Source organism: Thiothrix litoralis (assembly GCF_017901135.1).
GTDB lineage: Bacteria > Pseudomonadota > Gammaproteobacteria > Thiotrichales > Thiotrichaceae > Thiothrix > Thiothrix litoralis.
Genome location: NZ_CP072801.1, coordinates 2,188,822 through 2,214,295 on the forward strand (window position 1 = coordinate 2,188,822; position 25,474 = coordinate 2,214,295).

At 53.3% G+C, this 25,474-nt stretch carries 23 protein-coding genes and 1 pseudogene; 5 read left to right on the forward strand and 19 right to left on the reverse strand.

The window, feature by feature from the left end; all coding sequences use genetic code 11:
• Positions 1-8: 8 nt before the first annotated feature.
• From J9253_RS10565 to J9253_RS10595, 7 genes are all read right to left on the reverse strand, one after another.
• Entirely contained in the window at positions 9-392 is a 384-nt protein-coding gene (locus J9253_RS10565) for a DUF6394 family protein (protein ID WP_210220983.1), read from the reverse strand.
• A gap of 92 nt (positions 393-484) precedes the next feature.
• The gene (locus J9253_RS10570) at positions 485-1,237 is read right to left on the reverse strand and encodes an amino acid ABC transporter ATP-binding protein (protein WP_456121455.1); all 753 of its coding nucleotides are present in this window, start codon (positions 1,235-1,237) and stop codon (positions 485-487) included.
• Positions 1,237-2,283, reverse strand: a complete 1,047-nt coding sequence (locus tag J9253_RS10575) for an amino acid ABC transporter permease (RefSeq protein WP_038140452.1) — start codon at positions 2,281-2,283, stop codon at positions 1,237-1,239. The genes J9253_RS10570 and J9253_RS10575 overlap by 1 nt, the downstream gene beginning before the upstream one ends.
• Before the next feature lies 1 nt (position 2,284).
• Entirely contained in the window at positions 2,285-3,238 is a 954-nt protein-coding gene (locus tag J9253_RS10580; protein ID WP_210220984.1) for an amino acid ABC transporter permease, read from the reverse strand.
• Positions 3,239-3,247: 9 nt separating this feature from the next.
• Positions 3,248-4,279 (reverse strand): amino acid ABC transporter substrate-binding protein, encoded by a 1,032-nt coding sequence (locus J9253_RS10585; RefSeq protein ID WP_210220985.1) that lies wholly within the window; start codon positions 4,277-4,279, stop codon positions 3,248-3,250.
• Positions 4,280-4,294: 15 nt separating this feature from the next.
• A complete protein-coding gene (gene lnt / locus J9253_RS10590) occupies positions 4,295-5,851 on the reverse strand; it encodes an apolipoprotein N-acyltransferase (RefSeq protein WP_210220986.1) in 1,557 nt (518 codons plus the stop codon).
• A gap of 34 nt (positions 5,852-5,885) precedes the next feature.
• Positions 5,886-6,662, reverse strand: a complete 777-nt coding sequence (locus J9253_RS10595; protein ID WP_228291349.1) for an HlyC/CorC family transporter — start codon at positions 6,660-6,662, stop codon at positions 5,886-5,888.
• A 239-nt stretch (positions 6,663-6,901) separates the two neighbouring features.
• On the opposite strand from J9253_RS10595, the gene J9253_RS10600 reads away from it, so the two are divergent.
• Positions 6,902-8,053, forward strand: a complete 1,152-nt coding sequence (locus J9253_RS10600; RefSeq protein WP_210220988.1) for an RNA-guided endonuclease InsQ/TnpB family protein — start codon at positions 6,902-6,904, stop codon at positions 8,051-8,053.
• Between the two features lie 48 nt (positions 8,054-8,101).
• Here the strand turns inward: J9253_RS10600 and ybeY are convergent, their stop codons facing one another.
• Both ybeY and J9253_RS10610 read right to left on the reverse strand, forming a co-directional pair.
• On the reverse strand, positions 8,102-8,581 hold the full coding sequence (gene ybeY, locus J9253_RS10605; protein ID WP_028488107.1) for an rRNA maturation RNase YbeY: 480 nt from the start codon (positions 8,579-8,581) through the stop codon (positions 8,102-8,104).
• A complete protein-coding gene (locus tag J9253_RS10610) occupies positions 8,578-9,588 on the reverse strand; it encodes a PhoH family protein (RefSeq protein WP_228291350.1) in 1,011 nt (336 codons plus the stop codon). Before J9253_RS10610 ends, ybeY begins: the two co-directional genes overlap by 4 nt.
• A gap of 159 nt (positions 9,589-9,747) precedes the next feature.
• Here J9253_RS10610 and J9253_RS10615 point away from each other — a divergent pair, with 159 nt between their 5' ends.
• Together J9253_RS10615 and J9253_RS10620 are read left to right on the forward strand one after the other, a co-directional pair.
• Positions 9,748-10,890, forward strand: a complete 1,143-nt coding sequence (locus tag J9253_RS10615; RefSeq protein ID WP_210220989.1) for an FIST signal transduction protein — start codon at positions 9,748-9,750, stop codon at positions 10,888-10,890.
• A complete protein-coding gene (locus J9253_RS10620) occupies positions 10,877-12,715 on the forward strand; it encodes a response regulator (protein ID WP_210220990.1) in 1,839 nt (612 codons plus the stop codon). The genes J9253_RS10615 and J9253_RS10620 overlap by 14 nt, the downstream gene beginning before the upstream one ends.
• Here the strand turns inward: J9253_RS10620 and murB are convergent.
• The 10 genes and pseudogenes from murB to J9253_RS10670 all read right to left on the reverse strand — a co-directional run bounded on the left by murB (position 12,684) and on the right by J9253_RS10670 (position 22,802).
• Positions 12,684-13,691 (reverse strand): UDP-N-acetylmuramate dehydrogenase, encoded by a 1,008-nt coding sequence (gene murB / locus J9253_RS10625; protein ID WP_210220991.1) that lies wholly within the window; start codon positions 13,689-13,691, stop codon positions 12,684-12,686. The two genes, J9253_RS10620 and murB, sit on opposite strands and share 32 nt — an antisense overlap.
• An 84-nt stretch (positions 13,692-13,775) precedes the next feature.
• Complete coding sequence (gene ccoP, locus J9253_RS10630) at positions 13,776-14,726, reverse strand: cytochrome-c oxidase, cbb3-type subunit III (protein WP_210220992.1); 951 nt, start codon at positions 14,724-14,726, stop codon at positions 13,776-13,778.
• Between the two features lie 2 nt (positions 14,727-14,728).
• On the reverse strand, positions 14,729-14,953 hold the full coding sequence (locus tag J9253_RS10635; RefSeq protein WP_210220993.1) for a cbb3-type cytochrome oxidase subunit 3: 225 nt from the start codon (positions 14,951-14,953) through the stop codon (positions 14,729-14,731).
• Positions 14,954-15,001: 48 nt separating this feature from the next.
• Positions 15,002-15,760: a cytochrome-c oxidase, cbb3-type subunit II gene (gene ccoO, locus J9253_RS10640; protein WP_210220994.1), complete on the reverse strand. Its 759-nt coding sequence runs from the start codon at positions 15,758-15,760 to the stop codon at positions 15,002-15,004.
• A 17-nt stretch (positions 15,761-15,777) separates the two neighbouring features.
• Positions 15,778-17,223 carry a cytochrome-c oxidase, cbb3-type subunit I gene (ccoN, locus tag J9253_RS10645; protein ID WP_210220995.1) on the reverse strand — a complete coding sequence of 482 codons (1,446 nt, stop codon included), beginning with the start codon at positions 17,221-17,223 and terminating at the stop codon, positions 15,778-15,780.
• 157 nt (positions 17,224-17,380) lie between these two features.
• A complete protein-coding gene (locus tag J9253_RS10650) occupies positions 17,381-17,740 on the reverse strand; it encodes a diacylglycerol kinase (RefSeq protein WP_210220996.1) in 360 nt (119 codons plus the stop codon).
• Positions 17,713-18,045, reverse strand: a complete 333-nt coding sequence (locus J9253_RS10655) for a hypothetical protein (RefSeq protein WP_210220997.1) — start codon at positions 18,043-18,045, stop codon at positions 17,713-17,715. Before J9253_RS10655 ends, J9253_RS10650 begins: the two co-directional genes overlap by 28 nt.
• 9 nt (positions 18,046-18,054) lie before the next feature.
• Positions 18,055-18,156, reverse strand: a pseudogene (locus tag J9253_RS21335) (SEC-C metal-binding domain-containing protein); the annotation flags it as partial.
• A 709-nt stretch (positions 18,157-18,865) separates the two neighbouring features.
• Positions 18,866-19,765 (reverse strand): DMT family transporter, encoded by a 900-nt coding sequence (locus J9253_RS10665; RefSeq protein ID WP_210220998.1) that lies wholly within the window; start codon positions 19,763-19,765, stop codon positions 18,866-18,868.
• A 13-nt stretch (positions 19,766-19,778) separates the two neighbouring features.
• Positions 19,779-22,802: an SdrD B-like domain-containing protein gene (locus J9253_RS10670; RefSeq protein WP_210220999.1), complete on the reverse strand. Its 3,024-nt coding sequence runs from the start codon at positions 22,800-22,802 to the stop codon at positions 19,779-19,781.
• A gap of 131 nt (positions 22,803-22,933) precedes the next feature.
• On the opposite strand from J9253_RS10670, the gene J9253_RS10675 reads away from it, so the two are divergent.
• Together J9253_RS10675 and J9253_RS10680 are read left to right on the forward strand one after the other, a co-directional pair.
• Positions 22,934-23,599: an alpha/beta hydrolase gene (locus J9253_RS10675; protein WP_210221000.1), complete on the forward strand. Its 666-nt coding sequence runs from the start codon at positions 22,934-22,936 to the stop codon at positions 23,597-23,599.
• Between the two features lie 49 nt (positions 23,600-23,648).
• Positions 23,649-25,445 (forward strand): AAA family ATPase, encoded by a 1,797-nt coding sequence (locus tag J9253_RS10680; RefSeq protein ID WP_210221001.1) that lies wholly within the window; start codon positions 23,649-23,651, stop codon positions 25,443-25,445.
• Positions 25,446-25,474: the final 29 nt, after the last annotated feature.

Consider the following 25,474-nt stretch of genomic DNA (forward strand, 5'->3'; position numbering starts at 1 on the left):
CCCTTCGGTTAGCGGCGTACCGTCATGGTTTCTGCCACCAGCAACACCACCGAAACGATGTTCGCCAGCAATGCACCGCCGGAAAACGACACGATGGCAACCGCTGCTTCCTCATCCAAACCTGCCGCACTCACATGTGCCGCATAGCCCCAGATAAAGGCTGCAATAATCAACTGCAAATCGGCCACCAAACTGGTAGCCAGAAAAATAGCGCCCAAATGGGTTCTGTCACCGAATTTCAGCACCGTCGCAATCAGACTAACCACAAGGGCAGCAAACAACTCATAAACATTATGGTGCGCCAGACTATCAATATCACCGAGGAAAAACCCGAAGTTGAGGGTCAGCGCCAATACAATAAAGAAACCAAAAACGACCTTTTCTGCGTTCATGAAAACCTCTGGTGGAAACTTTCCAGCAAACATAGCACAGCAGAATGCCACTTGCTGAGAACTCTGTGTTACCCCGTGCCTTGGGTAAAGCCTCAGTGCGTCAGTATCTTCGCCAAAAATGCCTGGGTACGCTCATTGCGCGGGCGGTTGAAGAAATCGTGCGGGTTGTTTTCTTCCACAATCTGCCCCTGATCCATGAAGATCACCCGGTCAGCCACCGATTTGGCGAAACCCATTTCGTGGGTCACACACAGCATGGTAATGCCCTGCTCCGCCAGTTCGGTCATGACATCCAGCACTTCCTTGATCATTTCCGGGTCGAGCGCGGAAGTCGGTTCGTCGAACAGCAGGACTTGCGGGGTCAGGCACAAGGTACGCGCAATGGCAACGCGCTGTTGCTGCCCACCAGATAATTGCAAAGGGTATTTGTGCGCCTGTTCGGCAATTTGTACCCGCTGCAATTGTTCCATCGCACGTTCTTCCGCCTCGGCTTTGGACAGTTTATTGACCTGAATCGGCGCGAGGGTGAGATTTTCCAGCACAGTCAAATGCGGGAACAGATTGAATTGTTGGAACACCATGCCGACCTTGCGGCGGACTTCGTGTAGCACTTTCACGTCATCGCTGAGTTCCAGACTATCTACCGTTAACTTGCCTTTTTGGTGACTTTCAAGGCGATTAATGCAGCGAATCAGGGTCGATTTGCCAGAACCGGAAGGGCCACAAATGACGATGCGTTCACCTCGACGCACTTGCAAGTCGATGTCACGTAGCACGTGGAAGTGACCGTACCATTTGTTGACCTTGGCGAATTCGATCATGTAGTCAGCTTGATTGTTAGACATTAATGCACTTTCCCCCGGCTCACCTGCCGCTCCACCCACTGGCTGTAGCGCGACAAACTGAAACAGAACACGAAATAAATGGCGGCGATAAACAGATAACCTTCCAGCTTGTACGGCAACCAGTCGGGATCGCTGTTAACCGCCAGATCCAGCGAGCCGGTGAGTTCATACAAGCTCACGATCGTCACCAACGAGGTATCCTTGAAGGTGGAAATGAAGTTATTCATGATCCCCGGCACCACGGTTGCCAAAGCTTGCGGCAGGATAATCTTGCCTTGCATCTGCCAATACGTCAGCCCCAAAGATGCCGCCGCCTCGTATTGCCCACGTGGAATCGCCTGCAAACCACCCCGGATCACTTCCGCCAGATACGCCCCCGCAAACAGGATCATCGCCACCAATACCCGCAGCAACACATCAATCGACGTACCCACAGGCATGAACAGCGGGAACAGGAACGAGGCCATGAACAGCACCGAAATCAGCGGTACACCCCGGATCAGTTCCACGTAAACCGTACACAGTGAACGGATCACCGGTAGGTCAGACATACGCCCCAACGCCAGTAACACCGCCAGCGGAAACGCGCCCACTACCGACAAGGATGCCAACAAAATGGTCAAGGGCAAACCGCCCCACTGGTCGGTTGTCACCGTTGCCAACCCCAACACACCACCGTGCATCAGGATGAAAAACACAACCAGTACGCCAACCCACAACGCTGCTAACCACGGTTTCCAAAACAACCGCACACAGCTTGCCAGCAACAAAGCCATCAACAACAGGGTTGCTAGCAGCGGACGCCATTGCGCTTCAAACGGGTAACGCCCGAAAATGATAATGCGGTATTTTTCCGCCACCACGCCCCAGCAAGCACCAGCGCCACGCGCCGTGTTGCATTGCTCGGCATCCGCCACCCACACCGCATGGCTGATTCCCCAACCCCACACCTGCGACAGCACATAGAGTAACAACGTCCCCAGCAATACGGTGATGGCGCTGTTGAAAACGTTATTGAACAGATTGGCACGTAACCAAGTGACCATCTCAACGCTCCTTGATAGCCGAACGGCGGTTGTACCAACCCATGAAGGCCGATGTCAGCAAGGAAAGCGTCAAATAAACCGCCATGATTACCGCAATGCACTCCACCGCCCGCCCGGTCTGATTGAGCGAGGTATTCGCAATCGACACCAATTCAGGGTAGCCCACCGCCACTGCTAGCGACGAGTTCTTGGTCAGATTTAAATACTGATTGGTCAGCGGCGGAATAATCACCCGCAAGGCTTGCGGCAACTGGATTAGACGCATGGTTTGCCCACGGCTCAAACCCAGCGCCAGCGCCGCCTCACGCTGCCCACGCGGCACAGACGCAATGCCGCTGCGCACAATTTCCGCAATATACGACGCGGTGTAAATCGTCAGCCCCAGCAATAAGGCGAAAAACTCCGGTGACAGATTCACCCCGCCCTTGATCCCGAAACCCGCCTTGACCGGCACATCCCCAAACCACGGCAACGCCAGCCCCGCCTTGGTCAGGTAAATCCCCAGAAACGGCTCCGCTTCGCGCACATTGGGCAACCATTCCACGCACACCAGATACCACATCAACAATTGCAGCAACAGTGGGACATTGCGGAACACTTCCACATACGTCAGGCATAAGCCACGGATCAAGATATTGTGGGAAAACCGCCCTACCCCCAGCAATACGCCAAGGATAGTGGTAAGGATAATGCCAACAATGGCAACTTTCAGGGTATTGCCCAAGCCAGCAAGGAAAGCTCGCCAGTAACTATCGGTGGATTGGAAGCCAAACAGGCTTTCGCTAATAGCAAACCCGGCAGGCTCTGACAGAAAGTCAAAACCGCTTTTGATGCCACGATTACGCATGTTTTCCAGCGTGTTGTCTGCCAGCCAGACGATACAGGCCGCCACCACCAACAAGGCGGCAAGCTGATACAGCCAGCCGCGTGTTTTTTGGTTACGCCAAAATGCCATAATCACCTTTTAACGGATCGGTGGTGCGTACATAATCCCACCCTTATTCCACGGTTGGTTCAAACCCCGCTCCAGCTTCAAGGGGGAATCCTTACCGACGTTGCGCTCGAAGATTTCACCGTAATTGCCAGTCGCTTTGAGTGCGCGGTAAGCCCATTCCTTGTCTAACCCGAGCAATTTACCCATATCTTCATCCGTACCGAGGATGCGCTGGATATTGGGGTCATCACTGGATTTCATCTCATCCAGATTGGCTTGGGTCAAGCCGTATTCATCGCCTTCCAGCAGTGCATTCAACACCCATTTGGAAATGGCAAAAAACTCGTCATCGCCACGGCGTACCAACGGCCCCAGCGGTTCCTTGGAAATGATCTCCGGCAGGATCATGTGCTCATCGGGACTCTTGGAGATGGAACGCTCTGCGGCCAGACCGGAAGCATCGGTGGTGTAGGCTTGGCAACGCCCACTCTGGTAAGCACCGGTGGCTGCTTCGTTCTTTTCAAAGACCAGGGGTTTGATGTCCAGCTTGTTGACGCGGGCGAAATCACTCAGGTTCTTTTCGGTCGTCGTGCCCGACTGGGTACACACGGTCGCGCCATTGAGTTCTTTGGCGCTGGCGATTTTCAGTTCCTTTTTCACCATAAAGCCTTGACCGTCGTAATACATGACACCGACAAAGTTTGCACCCAGTGAAGCATCGCGGGTCAGTGTCCAAGTGGTATTACGAGAAAGGATGTCGATTTCGCCAGATTGCAGTGCGGTGAAACGTTGTTGCGCATTCAGCGGCACGTATTTCACTTTATTGGCATCGCCGAGGATGGAAGCGGCAAGCGCTTTGCAATAGTCCACATCCATACCGCTCCACTTGCCTTCGCTATCGGCAGAGGAAAAGCCTGCCAGCGCGACGTTAACACCACACACTAATTGATCGCGTGATTTGATGGCATCGAGCGTTTTCCCCGCATGAGCAGGCAGACTAACGACAGCGGTGGCGCACAGGGCAACGCCTGCGATGGTGCGAGAAAGGGTGCTTTTTAACATGGGTATTCCTTTTTGTTAATTGAACTGGACGCGTCTCAGCAGCACTGGAAGCCCCAACAGTATAAACATTAATGGAATAATCAGCCAGTTACCCACACGTACATACGGCGTTGCACCCTGCATGGGGGTAGCATAACCGCTGATGACTGTCGCAACCTGTGGCTCGGCGGTAGCCGTCACTTTGCCCTTTTCATCAATAATCGCGCTTACCCCGTTATTGGTGGCACGCAGCAGGTAACGCCCGGTTTCCAGCGCCCGCATCCGCGCAATTTCGGCGTGTTGGGCAGGCTCGATAGACCCGGTGAACCAGCCGTCATTGCTGACATTCACCAGCATGGTCGCGGCAGGCAACCCGGCAATCATTTCTTCCGCATACGCATCTTCGTAGCAAACTGATATACGCATCGGCTGGCCTGCGACGTTCAGAGTATTAGTACCATGCCACGGCGTCACATTATCAGACGGTAGCTTGATAATGCTTTCCAGAAAACTCAAGTGTTTCAGAAACGGAATGTATTCACTGAACGGTACCAAATGCTGCTTGGCATACACGTTTTCGCCGGTATTGATCGACGTTTCCACGTCACGATCGCCACCCACCGCCATCACTGCGTTGTAAACCGCTTCGGTATCACGGTTGACATGGAAACCGCCGACCAATAAATCGGCTTTCGCATCGCGTGCCCACTGTTGCAGCGGCAGCATGACATCCAGCGATAGCGGGAAATAATCTGACAATGCCGTTTCCGGCCAAATCACCAAGTGTGAAGATTCCACATTGGGATATTTATCGCCATCCATCAAATCCAGATACGCCTGAATATTGTCAGTGCGAAATTCGGGCGACCACTTGGTGAGTTGATCCACATTCCCCTGCAACATACTGATATACAGCGGCTCTCCGGCAGGTTGCGTCCAGCGGATTTGTCCTAGGCCGAAACCACCTGCAACGGTGACAACGGTCAACGACAGCGCGATTATCCGCTCGCGCGATGTGCCCACCACCAGCAACACCAGCGCACCCGCACCTAGTGCCACCAGCCAGCTAACCCCCAGCACGCCCGTTACTGGCGCGTAATGTGCCAACCACGTATCAATCTGGGTAGTCCCCAGTTGCAGCCACGGAAAACCTGTCAAAAACCAGCCACGAAACCATTCGGTCAATACCCAAATCGCCGGATAAGCCACCAATAAACGCATCGCCAAGGAAACAGACGCGGTATACGACGCCAGCCAGCCAAAAACCATCAGGAACAGCGCCATAATGACCACAAAAATCGTCACCATTAGCACCGCAATCGCGGTATTCGCACCACCAAAGAAGTGGATGCTAACGTAAATCCAGTGCGCCCCTCCGGCAAACAACCCAATCCCGAACACCCACGCCAAACGCAAACGTTGTTTCAACGGCATGGCTTTCAGGTTCAACCAAAAGAATACGGCTGGAGCAAGCCAGGCAAACGGCAACCATTCAATGGGCGCAAATGCCAAAGCCATGGATGAACCTGCCAGCAAAGCCAGCAGGTAATCCAGTTTCGAGAGGGATTCACTAGAATCGCGAAAAGACAGCATAGTGTTAATATTCCAACCAAAAAAACTGTCGGGATTATAACGCAGGCGTCTGTTCCGAGATATGACAATCAATGTTAGGCAGCACTTCCAGCAACAGAATGCGGCGGGAGTCACTGCTCAATACCCGGAATAGCCAGCCATCCAACACCAGCTCATCACCCTGACGCGGAATTTTACCCAGCTCATGGATAATGATCCCTGCGATGGTATCGAACTCATTGGTGTCAAAGGTGGTACCGAGAATGCTATTGAACTCATCAATCGGGGTCATGGCCTCGACGATAAAACGCCCGTCCCCCTGCGGCACGATATTGCTGGAAACATCTTCCTTATCATCGTGCTCGTCGTCGATGTCGCCGACAATTTGTTCCAGCACATCCTCGAACGTTACCAGCCCGGAAATGCCGGAGTACTCGTCAATGACCACAGCCATGTGATTACGGGTTCTGCGGAATTCGGTCAGCAAGCGGTTCAGGCGTTGGCTCTCCGGCACGATCAGCGCAGGGCGGATAATGTCGTCGATCTGGAACTCGCTTTCACGCCCACTGTATTTGAGCAAATCCTTCGCCAACAGCACGCCGACCAAATCATCACGGTCTTCATCCACCACCGGATAACGTGAATGCTCAGTTTGTGCAATGCGGGCAAGAATTTGGGTGAAATTGTCTTCATGGTAAATGAAGTTGATTTGGGAACGGGGAACCATGATGTCGCGTACTTGCAGCGCACCAAACTCCAGCACCCCTTGTAGCATTCCTGCCATTTCCCCTGGCAGCAGATTTTTTTCATTAGCCCGTTGTAAATCTTCCATCAAATCTTCCGTGCATTGGGAAGTGAGGTCGAGTTGTTTTATTAACCATTGTTTCCATCGCGGTCGAGGTCGCGAGTCACCTATGTCAGTTTTCATCCATCTTGCGCGAGATACCCCGTCCTTCAGGTCGGGGAGGGATAGCGCGTCGGCGGAGCCGACCCTGTTCTCGCTCCTCTTTTCGTTTACGCTATTTTGGTTAAACAGGCACAACGAACACGGCATGGACTACACTGTGAGTCATGCCAACGAAACGCGCCTACAAATTCCGGTTTTACCCAGACCTGCAACAAGAAAAGTTGCTGGCGCAGACGTTTGGTTGTGTGCGTTACGTGTACAACAGCATCTTGCGTTACCGCATCGATGCTTACGATCAGACTCAGGAAAAGGTCAGTTACCTGGGTGCTAATGCGCGGTTGACAGCCATCAAGAAGCTGCCCGAACTGCTTTTTCTGAACGACGTTTCCAGTGTTCCGCTGCAACAATGCTTGCGGAACCAACAATCGGCATTCAAGAATTTCTTTGAAGGCCGGGCAAAATACCCTGTTTTTAAATCCAAAAAGCATCGCCAGTCGGCAGAATTTACTTACCGTGCTTTTACATACCGCAACGGTGAATTGAAGCTGGCGAAGTGCGCTGCGCAGCTGAACATTCGATGGAGCCAGCCACTTCCTGCTGCCCCGACCACCGTTACTGTTTCCAAAGATCAGGCCGGACGCTACTTCGTGTCCTGCTTGTGTGAATTTGAATCCACGCTGTTGCCCGTCACCAACAAAAAGGCTGGCATTGACGTGGGCATCAAGGATTTGTTCGTCACTAGCGACGGCTTCAAGTCCGGTAATCCCCGCCACACCGCCCAACACGCGGCTAAACTGGCGAAGTACCAACGCCGTCTTGCCAAGAAAAAACGCGGCAGCAAGAATCGGCTGAAAGCTAAACGCAACGTTGCCCGTGTTCACGCGAAGATTTCCGATTGCCGGTCGGACAACTTGCACAAGCTGTCCCGCAAACTGATTAACGAGAACCAAGTGGTTTGCGCTGAAAACCTCGCCGTGAAAAACATGATTAAACACCCAACATTAGCCAAGCACATTGCCGATGCGAGTTGGGGGGAATTCACCCGCCAGCTTGAATACAAAGCCCACTGGGCAGGCAGGACGTATGTCGAAATCGACCGTTTCTTCCCTTCCAGCAAGCGCTGTAACGGCTGCGGTTTCGTGAAAGCAAACATGCCGCTGGATGTGCGGTCTTGGGAGTGCCCCGAATGTGGCGCAACCCATGACCGTGACGTGAATGCAGCACGTAACATTTTAGCCGCCGGACTGGCGGTGTTAGCCTTTGGAGAGAATGTTAGCGGTGATGGCATTTCGGTGTCCTTGTCCTGTTCTCGGTGAATTAGGAATTCCCTTTCCTTTAGGGAGGGGAGGAAGTCAATTTTCCTCTTAGGGTGAGTGATAAGGGTCAGGAAAGCCAAGTTTGCCGAGGATGTCGGTTTCCAAACCTTCCATCTCTTCAGCTTCGGCATCCGTTATATGGTCATAACCTTGTAAATGCAACAAACCATGTATCAACAAATGCGCCCAATGCTGGGTAGGCGTTTTGCCTTGTTCCGCCGCTTCGCGCTCTATCACCGGCAAGCAGATGACGAGATCGCCTAGATACTCTATATCGTCAGCGTCATCTTCCTCATCCGGGATAGATGGCTCATCGTAGGGGAAGGACAACACATTCGTCGGGTAATCTTTGTCCCGATAAGCTCGGTTCAGTTCCTGACTTTCCGCTGCGTTGACAATGCGCACCACCACACCGGCTTCGGCATCCGCACCGCCCGGCCATGCGGCTTGTGCCCAGCGTAGCAAATCAGCTTCTGCGGGAATGTTCGGGTAATCTTCCGGGTTCTGAATATCCAGTTGCAAACTCATCGCAACAGCTCCCGGTCATGCCCTTCGTAAGCTTCCACGATTTTCTGCACCAGTTTGTGGCGTACCACATCACGCCCACTGAACCAGTTGAAGCTAATGCCTTTGACACCTTCCAGAATATCCGCCGCCTGACGCAGGCCGGACGTCTGGTGGCGCGGCAAGTCGATCTGGGTAATATCCCCCGTGATCACCGCCGAAGAACCAAACCCCAAGCGAGTCAGGAACATTTTCATCTGTTCGGTGGTGGTATTTTGGGCTTCGTCCAGCAGGATGAAAGCGTCATTCAGGGTACGCCCACGCATATACGCTAACGGGGCAACTTCGATGACGTTGCGTTCAATCAGCTTGTTGACCTTTTCGATGCCAATCATTTCATACAAGGCGTCGTACATCGGGCGTAAATACGGGTCGATTTTCTGCGACAGATCGCCGGGCAAGAAGCCGAGGCGTTCCCCCGCTTCTACCGCAGGCCGTACCAACACCAAACGGCGTACTTCATCACGTTCCAAAGCCTCCACCGCGCACGCTACCGCCAGCCAGGTTTTGCCTGTACCGGCGGGGCCAATACCGAAGGTAATATCGTGGGTGCGGATATTCTGGATATATTGGCTTTGCACCAACCCCTTGGGCTTGATGTAACCGCGTTTGGTACGGATGCGCACATCATCGCTGGTATTGGCTTGTACCTTGTCGAGATTGGCTTCTTGAAGAAATAAATGGATGCTTTCCGGGCTAAGCACCGTATCGGCAGCCTCGCGGTAGAGGTCCTTTAAGAGGTTAATCGTTAACGGCACAGTCAGCGCCGTTCCAGTAATCTGGAACAGGTTACCGCGATTGCTAAGCTCAATGCCGAGCCGATGTTCGATTTGGCGCAAATGCTGGTCAAATTGACCGCAGAGATTCATTAGACGCTCGGTATCCGCAGGTTCGAGTTCAAACTGGACGGTGTGCCTGTCACTTTCCGTTACAGCAATAGTCGTGGTAGTCAAGAAAGTGTGCAATTCCATGAATGAATAATGTTAAAAGTATAGCTACAGCGTCAATAAGGTTCAACCATTCCGACAAATGGTAGAGCCTATCAATCTTACTTATGATATTATTTTAGGCAATTTAGCATAATGAAAACAATATAACGTTGCCAACCATGCAGCAGGGAACGACCACCAATGCAAGTCACACTTACTTTTTTCACCCATGCAACAGGTTGGCACAAACCTTTGCCCGATATAGATTCCCCACAAACTTTGGTACTGGTATTCAGTGAGCCGGATAACCAGCAATACCAACAAGTTTTTGATACCTTGCAGGAAAAATATGCCCATTCCATCATCGCAGGCTGTTCCACCGTGGCGGGTATTTTCAATGAACATTTGATCGACAATGGCCTGGTAGTCGGCATCATCCACTTTCACAGCAGCTATCTGGCTCTGGCTACTGCCGAACTGCATTACTTGGAAGACTCTTATTTAGCGGGAAGAGCCATTGCCAACGACTTGAATGCACCCGACCTGAAAGGCATCATGATCTTCAGCGATGGCCTCAATACCCAAGGTAATGAGCTGATAAACGGTGCAGCCTCCGTCATCAACCAGCAGAAAGTCACCATTGTCGGTGGGCTAGCCAGCGACAAAATGCAATTTGAACGCACCTGGGTATTATTTAACGGGCAAGCAACATCGCATCGGGCAATAGGCATTGGTTTTTATGGCGAAAAACTGGTGTTTGCCAGCCACGCCCAGGATGGCTTCAAGCCGTTTGGCCCAGAACGCATGATCACCCGTGCAGACAATAATGTCCTGTATGAAATTGATGGACACCCAGCTCTCGAACTCTACAAGGAATACCTAGGCGAGCACGCCCATAACCTGCCAGCAACAGCCTTGCATTTCCCGCTAGCCATCTGGAACGAAGCAAAAGACCATTACGTGGTACGCACGATCGTTAGCATAGACGAAACCGACAATAGCCTGAAATTCATCGCCGACATCCCGGTTGGCTATCACACACAACTCATGTATGGCAGTTTCGACAACCTGCTCGATGGCGCAGAACTGGCAGCCCGCAATCTGGCAAAAAGGCTTCCCCCCCAGCAACCGGTACTGGCACTTACCATCAGTTGCTCCGGGCGTAAGCTGGTGATGGCAGATGATACCGATCAGGAACTCGAAGCCACTCTGGAAAACCTCCCCGCTGGCAGCCAGCAACTGGGCTTTTACTCCTTCGGTGAACTGGCACCTATTGCCGAAGGGGGACAATGTGGCCTACACAACGAAACCATGACATTAACGGTACTGTATGAAGGAAGTTAAACCGCTCCATCGCCGTTTACAAAAGCAGCTTAAACGCAGTGACCTGCTCCAGAACGGTCTGCCGGATGACCCGAATAAATGGCAACACTTTCTGCATCTGATTGATTTGTCCTACTCTGGCACCAGTGACGCCCAGTACTTGCTGGAACGTTCGCTGGAAGTTTCCTCACAGGAAATGCGTAAACTCTACGACGACCTGAAAGCAGAAACTGAACAACGCATTGATGCCCTGCACAAGTCCGAACAAAAAACCCGCTTCATGGCCAATATGAGCCATGAATTACGCACCCCTATCCACGGCATTCTGGGTTCGCTGGAAATCGTCAAGGATACCGAGCTGGATTCCCGGCAAAAACTCTTCATCGACACCGCTTACGCCTCCTGCGAAGTCATGCTGGATGTCATCAACAATATCCTCGACTTCTCCAAGCTCAAGGCAGGCGGCATTGAACTGGAAATTATCGAGTTTTCCCCGCGCGAACTGGTCGAAAACATCAGCGGCATCATGTCGACCATGGCGCAGGACAAAAACCTCGAAGTCCAGTGCTACATCCCTGAAGACATTCCTGAAAGGGTCAAAGGCGACCCCGCCCGCCTGCGACAAATGCTGATGAATCTGGTCGGCAATGCCATCAAGTTCACCGAACACGGCGAAGTGTATACCGGGCTGGAACTGCGGGAAATTCATGGGGAAGAGGCTGTGCTGCGCTTTGAAGTGCGCGATACTGGTATCGGTATTCCACCCGCCATGCAAAAAAGCATCTTTGAATCCTTCGTGCAAGTCGACGCCTCCATCAACCGGCGTTACGGCGGAACCGGGCTGGGTCTGACTATCGTGCGCGAATTCGCCGAAATGATGGGGGGGCGCATTGGCCTTGACAGCATCCCCGGTCAGGGCAGCACTTTCTGGTTTGAAATCCGCGTCCCCATCACCACCAACCACCACGTCCCCGGCCATGCACACCACATGGAAGGCCGCCGCGTGATGGTGGTTGACGATAACGAAACCAACCGGCGCATTCTGGAAAACTACCTACAAGCCTGGAAAGCGGAAGCTGTCATTGTCAGCAACGGGCACGATGCACTCCTCAAACTGGAAGAATCCATCACCCAACACAACCCCATCGACTTGCTGCTACTCGACTGGTTCATGCCACAAATGGATGGCATCGCCCTAGCAAAAGCCATCCGCAATGACGCACGCCACGACAAAACGCCGATTGTCATGCTGACCTCTTATGGCATCTCGCAGGAAAAGCAGCAACAAGCAGGCGTGCAAGCTGCCGTCACCAAGCCAGTACGTTCCGTCACCTTGCGGGATGTACTTACCGACACCTTGCGACGCCACAGTGCTGACAGCATCCCGAGCACTGCCTTGAAACTACCTTTCCCTGAACTGGTATTGAAACCGCCAGCTCCCAGCATTCCCCCCGCCATCCTGCTGGCAGAAGACAACCCGGTCAACGCACTGATTGCTGTCACCATGCTGGAAAAGCTCGACATGCAGGTTGATCACGTCACCACCGGCAAGCTAGCACTCAAAGCCATGCGCAGCAAGCCTTACAAGCTGGTACTGATGGACATCAATATGCCGGAAATGGATGGCTACACCGCCACCCGTTACATCCGCAAATGGGAAAAAGACGGCATCCTCAAATACCACACCCCAGTGATTGCCATGACCGCCAACGCACTCAAAGGCGATCGGGAACGCTGCCTGAAAATGGGGATGGACGACTACCTCGCCAAACCCGTCAAGCAAGACGAGTTACTGAAAATTGTCGGGCAATGGCTTAAAGCACCCGTGGCTCAGGCTCCAACGTAACCCCGAACTTGTCCTGCACCGACGCAATAATGCGCTGGGCAAAAGCCCATAGTTCTGTCCCGCTAGCATTGCCGTGGTTCACCAACACCAGTGCGTGCTTGATATGCGTGCCTGCATCACCCTCACGTTGACCCTTCCAGCCACATTGGTCAATCAGCCAACCTGCTGAGATTTTCACAGCCTGTTGCTGAGGCCAGCCGGGCATCGCCGGGAATTGCGCCTTAAGACTTTCCCATTGTGCTACCGAAATCAGCGGATTTTTGAAAAAACTGCCCGCATTGCCAATCTCGGCAGGGTCAGGCAACTTACTTTGGCGGATATGGATAATGGCATCGCTGATACTACGTGCATCCAAAACCTTACCGTCGAGCTGTTCTTGCACCCCGGCGTAATCGGTTTTCCATTGTGGCTGGCGTGGTAAGCGGAACACCACGGCTACAATCAACCAACGCTCCGGCTCTACCGATTTGAAGTAGCTGTCACGGTAAGCAAAGCGGCATTCCTCTACACTAAAATCACGGATTTCAGCGGTGCGCCAATCCAGCGCTTGCACTTCATACACATGATCTTTCAGCTCTACACCGTAAGCGCCAATATTCTGCATGGGCGCTGCGCCAACGGTTCCGGGAATCAACGACAGGTTTTCCAGTCCGGCAAAGCCCTGGTCGATAGTCCAACGGACAAATTCGTGCCAGTTATTGCCCGCTCCGGCACGTACATAATGGTAGTCAGTATCCTGTCCCAACACTTCCAGAGTTTCCAGACGTACTTGTACCACGAGGCCGGGGTAATCGTTTACGAACAGCATATTGCTGCCGCCGCCCAGAAATAGCAGCGGTAAATCGGGGTGTTCCTGTTGCCACGCCATCAGCGTGCGTACCCCGCTGAGTTTGTGCAAGGTGCAGAAATAACGGGCTTTGGCATCCAGACCAAAGGTATTCAGGGCTTTCAGGGAATAATGTTCGCGAATTTTCATGTGGGGGATGGTCTGAATAAAGCGTTATTGGCGCAAAAAGGCCGGAACAAGTCCGGCCTCCATCATACCTGAAAACAGGCTGTCTTACTGTGCGCCAGCACCGCCAGACATCTGTTGCAGGTAAGCAACCAATACCTTGATTTCGGTATCAGACAGGTTACGACCCGCTTTACCAAACACTGGCATTTGACGCTTTACACCATTATGGATAACAGCTTTGACCGCTTCCAGTTTGGCCTCAGGGGTTTCTGCTGCTGGTACATTGGCAATCGTCCAGACCTTATCGGTCAGGTTAGCTGAACCTTGCGCGTGCATCCCCTTGCCTTCCTTGGTGTGGCACATGTAGCAACCACCTGTCTCACCTTGGAAGATTTTCTGGCCTTCTGCTGCCGCTGCTGCATCAACAGGTGCTTCACCCGAAAGGGTTAGCACATAGTTGGCAACCTGATTCTCTTGGGTAGCATCAAAGGTTTTGCTGTAAGCAGGCATAAAGCCCAGACGACCACCACGGATAGTGGTTTCCATCGCGGCAGTATCACCACCCCACAACCAGTCATCATCCACCAGATTCGGGTACTGACCAACCACACCCTGACCACCAGATTGGTGGCAAGCGGCACAGTTGTCACCGAACATGCCCACGCCGTAAGAACGCACGAAGGAAGACATATCAGGATCTTGGGCAATCTGCTCGTAGGAAGCCGCGCCAACCTTAGCGAGGTATTCCTGTTGCTTGAGTGCTTCTGTACCATTTTGCATATCATGTGCCAACAACGCACGCATATTCCAATGGGTAGATTTTTCTTCACCCGCATCGGTTTTGTACGTGATGTCGTTGCCCATACCTTTCAGGTAGGTTTTACCGATTGGCCATGATGGGTACATGATCCAGTAGGTAATGGTAAACAGGATGGTGCCGTAGAATGTCCACAACCACCAGCGTGGCAGTGGATTGTTGAACTCTTGCAGCGTTTCATCCCACACGTGACCGGTAGTTTCTGCGCCGGTCAATGGGTCTTTTACAGGATTAGCCATAACTATTTTTCACCTTTAGCTTGAGAAGCTTCTGCTGCCTTGACGCGCTTGTCAGCCTCGTCCTCATCGAGAAAGGGGGTGTAGCGATAGGACTCAAGCCTCTCGCCACGCTTACCACTTGCATACAAATAGAACAAGATACCCACAAAAACGCTGAAGAAGATAAGCAGGGCCACGGTTTGGCTGTTGCCTATATCCATGATCCATGTCCAAAAGTCTGTCAGCATTTGATATTCACCTTGTCAGCAAAAGCCACTATCCAGTGGCACAGAAAATTAACGGAATTGGATGAAGTAATCTTCATCGAACTTTTTGAAGTCAACCATCGTACCCAACACTTGCAGGTAGGCAACCAAGGCATCCATCTCACTCACGTTCGCGAGATTGCCATCATAGTTGCCTGCTTGCGCTTGAGCCATCAAGTTGTCTTCAGCACGGTTGATATCGAGCGTTTTGGCGACTGATTCACCAAATTTCTTCACATTGGCTTCGTATTCCACCGTTGTCAGCGAGTAAGGCACGCCTACCCGCTTCAAAGCAACCATGCGATCCTTAAGATCAGACATATCCAGATCGGTTACTTTCAACCACGGATAGTTAGGCATGATGGACTCAGGCACAACCGAACGCGGTGCAGTCAAATGCTGAACCTGCCATTCGTTGGAATATTTACCACCTACACGCGCCAGATCCGGACCAGTACGCTTGGAACCCCATTGAAAGGGGTGATCGTATTTGGACTCAGCCGCCAGTGAATAGTGACCATAACGCAGGTCTTCATCACGGAACGGACGGATCATCTGCGAATGGCACAGGTAGCAACCTTCACGCAGATAAATATCACGACCACGCTGCTCCAGTGGCGTATAAGGGCGCACTGAATCAAGACCGGTTGCCGGATCTTTGACATCTTCCACGGTTCCATTGATATAGTGCAACGGAACAATTTCAACTAGACCACCGATACTAATCGCCACCAACGTCAGGACAATCAACATCCCGGAGTTGGTTTCGATACTTTCATGTTTAAACATATCTCAACTCTCCCTGATTATGCCTGAGCCGCAGCAGTCGCCGGAACATTGGATTCCTGCTTTGCACGCGAGATGGTCATGTAAATATTGTATGCCATGAGCAACATGCCAGACAGGAAGAACAAGCCACCAACGGCACGTGCAACCAGCGGGCCGTGCATAAAGGCAACGGTTTCAACGAAGGTGTACGCCAGATTGCCGTATTCATCAAAGGCACGCAGCATTAAACCTTGACCGATACCGGATACCCACAACGCAGTGATGTACAGGATAGTACCGATAGTTGCCAAGAAGAAGTGAGTATAAACCAGTTGCATACTGTACAAGGTGGTGTTCCACAGACGCGGGATCATGTGATAGAAGGAAGCAAAGGTAATCATTGCAACCCAACCCAGAGCGCCGGAGTGAACGTGACCCACGGTCCAGTCAGTGTAATGTGACAGGGCGTTAACGCTCTTCAGGGACATCATCGGGCCTTCAAAGGTCGACATACCGTAGAATGACAACGCCGTGATCATGAACATCATGATCGGGTCAGTACGCAGTTTGTCCCATGCGCCGGAAAGCGTCATGATGCCGTTGATCATACCACCCCAAGATGGCATCAACAGCATGATGGAGAATGTCGCCGCCAGTGTAGAAGTCCAGTCAGGAATCGCCGTCCAGTGCAGATGGTGAGTACCAACCCACATATACATGAAGCTCAGCGCCCAGAAGTGGATGATGGACAAACGGTAAGAGTAAACCGGACGACCCGCCTGCTTAGGCACGAAGTAGTACATCATCCCCAAGAACGCCGCTGTCAGGAAGAAACCTACCGCATTGTGACCATACCACCACTGTGTCATCGCATCTTGTGCACCGGAGAACAGGCTGTAAGACACAGGTGACGTCAGGCTGATAGGCACTGCCAAGTTATTGAAAATGTGCAGCAGCGCTGTCGCCAGAATGAACGACATGTAGAACCAGTTGGCAACATAGATGTGCGGCTGATTACGCTTGACCAAGGTAACTGTGTAGATCAGGAAGTAAACAACCCAAACCACAGCGATAGCGATGTCAACGAACCAGACTGGCTCAGCATATTCACGCGCTTGCGTGAAGCCTTGCAAGTACAGCAGGCCAGCAATCAGTACAGACAGGTTCCAACCCCAGAAGGTAAAGTTAGGCCAGAAGGTGCCACCTGCCAAACGGGTTTGACAAGTACGCTGAACCACATAGTAAGAAGTCGCAAACAGTGCATTACCACCGAAACCGAAGATAACACCACTGGTGTGTAGCGGACGCAAACGCCCGAAGGTGATCTGGGCCAAATCAAAATTCAGAAATGGCCAAGCCAGTTCTGAAGCGATATAAACACCGGCAGTCATGCCGAGAATACCCCAGATAATTGAGGCTATCGCGAATTTCTTCACGATGTCGTAGTTGTATTGCTCCGAGGAGAGTGCAGCACTGTGAGCCATCGTTTGCCCTCTGGTTAACAAAAGTTGAAAAGATTAAAAGAAGCTGTAAAACGGCGTAAGGATACAGTAAAAAACCAGATAAGAAAACGTTAATACTGTGTGAAACCACACACCGTAAGGGAGGTACACACATTACCATCCCGCATTTTGACCTAGATCAAGAAAGCATGAACAGCCAAATGATAATAACATTCAAAATGGCAACCGTGACAGCGGCTGACCCCATATCCTTCGCCCGACCGGCGAGTGTGTGCTTTTCCATGCCGGTGCGATCCACCACCGCCTCTATGGCTGAATTGAGCAATTCCACCACCAGCAAGAACAGGATGCTGCCAATCATCAGCGCTTTTTCGACGCCATTCGTTCCCAACCATAACGCCAACGGAACCGCTACCAACAAAACCCACACCTCTTGTCGGAAGGCTTCCTCATGCTTGTAGGCGGCACGGAAGCCTTGCCAGGAATATTGCCCCGCCCTGATGATGCGGGTCAGGCCGGTGTTACCACTGTATGCCATTGGTCGTCCTTTACTGAAAAAGATGGGAGGGTGAATTCGCTGCGCTCTTCCGCGATGGCAGGTTCGGTGGGTTCGGCGTTGCCATCAAACAAGCTGTATTGATTACCGTGCTGCAAATGCTGCGGGATTTCCAGCGGGTCAAAACCCACGCTTTGCACCATTTTATCGGTCAGCGCGGCAGCGGCTAAGGTGTAATTTTTTAACTCACCATAACCGCGTTCCGGCACAGCTTCGAGCAAGCGGTACGGCACACGCCACGCCGTCTGGAGGGAATCGGGCTTATTCAGCCAGTCAAGCAGCGGCATGGAAATCCTTCATGGCATACAACATTTTTTGTACTTCTTGCCGCTACCGCAGGGGCAAGGGTCATTACGCCCGATCTTCGGCTCGGCGCGGATCACCTGCTCCACCAACGGCTCGTAATCTTCATCATCATCCTCAAACTCCGTGTCATCGTCCACCGGCTGCTGGTAATTCGGGCGCGGCGTATCCCGTTGCGTGCGCAAGCCCATGCCCAGCTCCACATCTTCCAGATCACCACACACCGACCAGTCCAGCACATCCTCAGCAAACGCAGCACGGATGGCAGGCATCGCTTCCACCGCCTTCAAGCTGACCAGTTCCGCCACAATCAACCCATTCAAACCCTGATCTTGCTTCGCCGTATGTTGCAGGCAATACACCAGCCGCTCAATCACCGGCTTGCGCAACTTGCCCTGCCGCTTGCCGATTTCCACCAGCGACTGTAACGCCAGCGGAATCGCAAACTCATCGTTAGTCATATCCAGCACATACGCTACCAGTGGATCCATTGCCACACTGCCCGCCGCCGCCATCACAGACGGGATTTCATCATGCGCCCAATCGTCTTCCGCCAACACATCGAAAATCCCGATCAGCTCATGCAAACCCGCAGGCATCAAATGCTGCAACGCCCGCCACGAATGCAGCGGCACCCAATAATCCGCCTCCTCACTTTCCAGAAAACGGCTATCCGCCACCAGCGCCACCAGCGTCGGCGCATCCGCCGCCGTCAAGCCGTAGCCGGAATAATCGCGCCACGGCTTATTGTCTTTCGGCTCACCCAGCGGAGCCAATACCTTGATAATGCTTTGCTTGTCCACATCAAATCCTTTTCATATTCGTCAACACCAACCCAGCAGCCACCAATATCATCCCTATCGCATGATAAAACTGCAAGCGTTCCCCCAACAACAGCGTTGCCAGCAAAATCCCGAACACTGGCATCAAATGGCTGAACTGCCCGGTACGGTTCACGCCCAGCCGTTGCGTGGCATGATTCCAGAACATATACGACAACAACGACGGAAACACCGCCACATACGCAATACTCGCCACACTCACCGCCGTGATAGGCATCGTCTGGAAGGTTAAACTTTCATGCAGGTAAAACGGCAAAATCACCAACGCCCCCAAACCCACCGTAAACCCCAGTATCGGCAAGCCCTTCAAGCCCTCCGGCAACTTGCGCAACAATACCGTATACAACGACCAATCCAGCGTTGCCGCCAGAATCCACACATCGCCCCGGTTAAAGGCCAAGTGCTGCAACACGGCCACATCTGCACGGGTAATGATCACCACCACCCCCAGCAGCGACACCACAATCCCCAGCCATTGCATCACGGTACTTTCCTCGTGCAGCACCAGCCCCGCCAGCAAAATCATCGTGATCGGAGCAACCGATTGCAACAACACCCCATTGGTCGCCGTCGTCGTCTGCAAGCCCATATACACCAAGCTATTGAACCCCGCGACCCCCAGCACCGCCAAGGCCAGCACCAAACGCCAATGCACACGCGCCAACGGTAACGCTGCCTGCATCGAAGCCCACGCAAACGGCAACAAAATCAGCGCCGCCACTGCCCAACGCCAGAACGACAAGCCCAACGGCGGCACATCCACATGGATAGCCCGCGCCAGATTGAAATTGCCCGCCCAGAACAGCACGGTCAACACCAACAACAGATAGGGGGAAAAGCGGTCAAGGAAAGCATTTTTCATGCGCCGCAGTATATCACCGCACCTGTGCCGTAATCTGCAAACGCCTGCTATCTTTGACTGCCAACCAACCGACACGCCACACCCCCGTCAGCGGGTCGTATTCCCCCAACGGACTCGCGCTCTGGAACAACAAGGAATCTGGCAACACCTCGCGCACTTGCACCCCGGAAGCATCATCCGGCCCCGCATTACTCACCTCTAGGGTGTAAACCAGCGTATCCCCGCGCCGCGCATCAGTCTTGTCCACGCTTTTGCCCAAACTGAGATCGCTATGGCGCGGTGTCACCAACCCCATATCCCACGACACATCACGCGCCCCGGCGACCAACGTGAATAACGGTGTTTTGCCAGTGCTGTCCACATCACTATCCGTCTGCTTGTCGCCCGTCATATTGAAGCCGCTTGGCACATACCCGGCAGGCCCATCGGTAAAGGCCAGAAAATAGCGGCCCGGTGGCAGATTATCGAACCAATATGCCCCCGCTGCATTGGTTTGCGCCACCGCAACCTCGTTACCTTCCGCCGTTTTCAGCGTCACGGTGACACCCGGTACGCCTGCTTCATCGGCATCCTGCCCACCATCGCCATTCGCATCCCACCACACTTTGTCGCCTACAGCCGCTGGCAGGGTGAAACCGATGTCGTAATCCGCCGCAAAACTGCCCGCTGCGCCAGTAGTCGCTGTCTCAATGCCCTTGGGCTGCATCCCACCCAACGGATTGCCTGCCAGATAATCGTCGGGCTTATCCAGCTTCACGCTGTAGGTATGGTTAGGCAGCAAGCCCCAGAAAGCATAATGCCCCGCCGCATCGGTCAAGGTTTCCGCCACCAGACTTGCGTCGTCATATAAACGCACCGTTACGCCTTCCAACGGCGCTTCATCGGCATCCTGCTGCCCGTCACCATTGCGGTCAAACCACACGTAATCCCCCAAACCCGCCACCCTTGCCGTATCCACCATCACCAAACCGACTTTGGGTGGTTCGGTGGTCAACAGGGTTTCGGTGGTCTTGCTGATAGTGTCGTAATAGCTGGCGGTGTAGGCGAAACTGTTCCATGCCACACTCAAATTTTCCGGCGTCGCTTCGCCCGTGGCATGGCGCATGGGCACGTTAACCCGCAGTTTTTCGCCCGGTTGCAAGCCCCCGGTGGGCAACCAACGCAACTGGAACGACTGCGCACCGCTGGCGTTGTATTGCACCCCATCCGGCACTTCACCCGGTGGAATCGCGCTGACACTGCCATCTGCCGCTACCCGTTGCAGGCTAATGTCCGCGCTGCGCTCCACGCTCCATTGCGAACCACGCGCCGCGCCGCTCACTTGCGCGGTGTCACCGATCACAGGCAACACATCCACCACCTCCAGTTGCGTATCGGTGACGTTGCCGGTATTGCGGATTTCCAGCACATACGTTCCCGCCCCGCTCAAGCCGGTTTTACCAGTATTCGGCGTGCGGCTAAAGGCGCTGTCCAACTCGCCCTTGACCCATTTCACACTGTCGAGCGTGGTCAGTTGCGGCACATCAAAATTCACATTGGAGGAGCGGCAAAACGCCTGCCCGGTCTTGCCCCCATCCGCGCCATTCACACACGTCACTTGCGGATGGTCGCCCGTGGCAACGCTGGCAACGTTGGTAATGCGCGTGCCTGACCCCACACCGGGGCGAATCCGCGCACTGAAATACACCGCCAGCGCACTGTCCGACACCCCGATCGGCAACTGGCAACCGGGGAATTCCCAGCGTAACGCTACGCGCCCATCCGCCTGCACCGTGCGGCTAAAGTGCGGAATCGTACACGCCGCCTGATCCGTCGTTACCCCACTGCTCGGCACGGCTACCCGCCACCAGTTACCGCCCTGCCCCGTCACATAATCCAGACCGGCGGGCAACACATCTTCCACCACGGGGTATTGCGTCGCTGTGCCGGACAGCTCATCCACCCCTATCGAGACGCGGTATACATGGTCATTGCTGGTCGGCGCAGGCGCAACCGTGGGCTTCCACGCTGGAACCGCATACACAATGGTCGAGCCATCCGGGGAAGCCGCGCCGCCCGTCGGGGTGATTTTACTGATGCTCAGGATCGGCTCACCCAGCCCCATCACCGGAATATCGGTAGCGCAAGCCGTACCGTGCTGCGACGACACCGCGCAATTGCGGATGGCATCGCCGACGTAATCGCCATTCACCACGAAACGCAGATCCAGCGTTTGCGCCCCGCTGTTGGCATTCACCACCCAACGCAAGCGCTTGATGCTGCTGACCGTCATCCCCGAAGGCAGCACGGCCGTGTTGCAACCTGACGTGTGGAAATCATCCACGCCGTCATCCGTGCAATCGACTTCCGGGTAGCCCATCACCTTGGGCGTATTGCTGGCCGTCGCGCTATAAACCTGCATCCCCGCCGGAACCACTTCGGTCACGGTGTAAGCGGTGGCACTGTCGGGCAACTTGACACTCCAGCGCTCCAGCCCGCCCGGCTGCACGAATGCGGCACTGCCCGTCTTGCTGAAACCAGGGCTGGGCGCAGGCGGCACTGTCACGCAAGCCGCCTCAATCCCCGCCGGAACCGTCACCCCCAGCACAGTAGCAGGCAGCGCGGCACTGCCACAGGTCGGAAATTTCACCTGCACCTTGATAATCCCCGTCGAACCCGCTGCCAAACCATCGGCGGGCACACCCTCCGGCAAGCTATCGGGCGGTGTTGCCAAACGCCAGGTCAGGGTTTTGCTCAGCAGCGTCGCCTCGGCGATACTGCCGCCCATCGGGGTATAACTGACGATTTTTAATGGTGCAGGAAACGTTTCCGTAATGGTTGGCGCACTGCAATACAGCTCGGAAATGCTCGCACAACGGTAACGGATGGTATAGATGAAGGTTTCGCCAGCGGCGGGTGTGGTGGTGCTGAATTGCTTCACGACCAACAAATCAGCATCCGCCGCGTAACTCAACGGCATGAAACACAGGAAAAGTGCGCCAACGACAAGCCACAATGCGGCTTTCACCCCGCTGGGGCGAGTATTATTATTCTGCATGAGCAAGCCTGCTGGTGTGTTTTTTGGAAGATTTATAATAAGTAAAGTCTATCGCGAATACTGGGAGAGCACAAACAGGTTTATGCTACTATTTTGTCATTACACGCCACTTAACTGCGCAAGGAATGCTGATGGACTATTTACCCACTGTCGACGTTGAACCCATATCCCCCGCCACGGCTACGGTCATCTGGTTGCACGGCTTGGGTGCGGATGGGCACGACTTTGTGCCGATTATCCCGGAACTGGGTTTGCCACGCGACCACGGTATCCGTTTTATTTTTCCACATGCACCTGCGCTGCCCGTGACCATCAACGGGGGTTATGTGATGCCCGCGTGGTATGACATTCTGGAAATGTCGCTCGACCGCAAGGTGGATGTGGCACAACTGCAAGCCTCGGCACAGGAAGTGGGCAAACTGATTGAGCGCGAAATCGCACGCGGCATTCCCAGCGAACGCATCGTGCTCGCGGGCTTTTCGCAAGGCGGCGCAGTGGCGTACCAAACTGCACTGAGTTACCCCAAACCGCTGGCAGGCTTGCTGGCGCTGTCAACGTATTTTGCCACGGCGGAGACGATTGCCTTGAATACGGCGAATGCAACACTGCCGACCCATATTTTCCACGGCAAGCAGGATGGGGTGGTGCAGGTGGTGCTGGCGCACAAAGCGCAGCGCTGGCTGGAGGAACATGGCTATGCGCCTGCGTATTCGGAATACGCGATGGAGCATAATGTGTGTGCGGAAGAAATTGCGGCGATAGGGCGGTGTTTGCGGGCGTGGCTGAAACCTGATTGATTAGCTATGCTAAACTCTCCTCATGATTTCCAGCGTTAGGCACAGCACCATGATCCGCTTCCCCTACGGCAACAGCGATTTTCACAGTATCCGTACCAAAAACATGCTGTATCTGGATCGTACCCACCTGATCTCCGCCTTGGAACAGGCTGGGCAACAACTCCTGTTCCTGCGCCCACGCCGTTTTGGCAAATCCTTATTGCTCTCTACCTTGGTAAATTATTACGACATCAAGCTAGCAGAGGAATTTGATAGCCTGTTTGGTGATTTGGCGATTGGCAAAAACCCCACCGAGGAACGCAACCAATACCTGATCTTGCGTTGGGATTTCTCAAAGGTATCGGCACAAGGTAGTCTTGAGGACATCAAAAACAGCCTGTTCAATCACCTCAATGCCCATGTGGAAGGCTTTATCCAAAAGTATCAGGAGTTATTGCGCTTTCCGGTACACATTCGGGATGAGGATGCCTTGGCTTCTTTCCAATCTCTCACCAACGCCATACAGGGGAGCGGGCAGCAGCTTTACCTCTTGATCGACGCATACGACAACTTTGCCAACGAAGTACTGGTAAGTGACCCACACAATAGCCGCCGCTATCAGGCGTTATTAGAGGGTGAAGGTATCCTCAAATCACTGTTCAAGATCATCAAGGCCAGTGCCTCTGAAGGCAAACTGACACGGGTATTCATCACCGGGGTGTCGCCCGTGGTCATGAGCGACATGACCAGCGGTTACAATGTGGCGAAAAACATTTACCTGAACCCGCGCTTCAATGCCTTGTGTGGGCTGACTCAAGCAGAGTTAGAAAGCAGCGTTACCCAAGTGTTGGAAGACTGCCAGCAGACAGAGGGCTATGCGACTATTTTGGAAACCCTGCGACTGTTTTACAACGGCTACCGTTTTTGCACCGACATTAAGCAGCCCTGCGTTTACAACCCCACTTTGGTTTTCTATTTCCTGCAACACTATCAGGAGTTTTGTAGCGCCCCGGAACAATTGCTAGACAGCAACCTGTCGATGGATGCCAACAAAATCCGTTACATTGCCGACTTGCCCGGCGGTCAGTCCTTGATTGCCCACATCCTGGATGAACAGCAAGCCTTGGGCGTCACCTCGCTGGAAGACCGTTTCGGCGTGGAATCTTTACGGGATATACCGCGTGACCAACGCTTTATGGGGTCATTGCTCTACTATTTCGGGGTACTGACCATCACCGGGCGCAGCGCGATTGGGGAACTGGAATTGAATGCCCCCAATTTGGTGATTCGAGGCTTATATCTGGAAGAACTGAAACGCAAGTTATTGCCCAATACGCAAGACAGCGACACCATGCAAGCCGCTGCCAAAGCTTTTTACCAATATGCTGACTTGCAGCCCTTGGTGGAATTCATCGAAACCCGCTATTTCGCCGCACTGGATAACCGTGACTACCGCTGGAGCAATGAACTCACCGTCAAAACGGCATTTCTGACGCTGCTATTCAATGACACCTACTACATCATGGATTCGGAAAGCGCCCTCAAACGGCGTTATTGCGACCTCGTGATGATTGTGCGCCCGAATATGCGCCAATACGCTCTGCTGGATTTCATTCTGGAATTCAAATACCTAACGCTTAAGGAATTACAGCTCACTGCTGAACAAGTCCGTACACACAGCCGGGAAGTGACGCAACAATTACCGGCGGTGCAGGCAGCATTAGCGAACGCCACGCAACAGTTGCAGGAATACCGTACCATTTTAGTGAACAAGTACCAAGAGCCGCAGCGATTGCGCTGTATCGCGGTGGTGGCTTTGGGGTTTGAACGGCTGGTGTGGGAAGAGGTTAGAGTTTTCGATTCGTAGAGGGAAGTACCTTAGTGATCTCTCGCCTG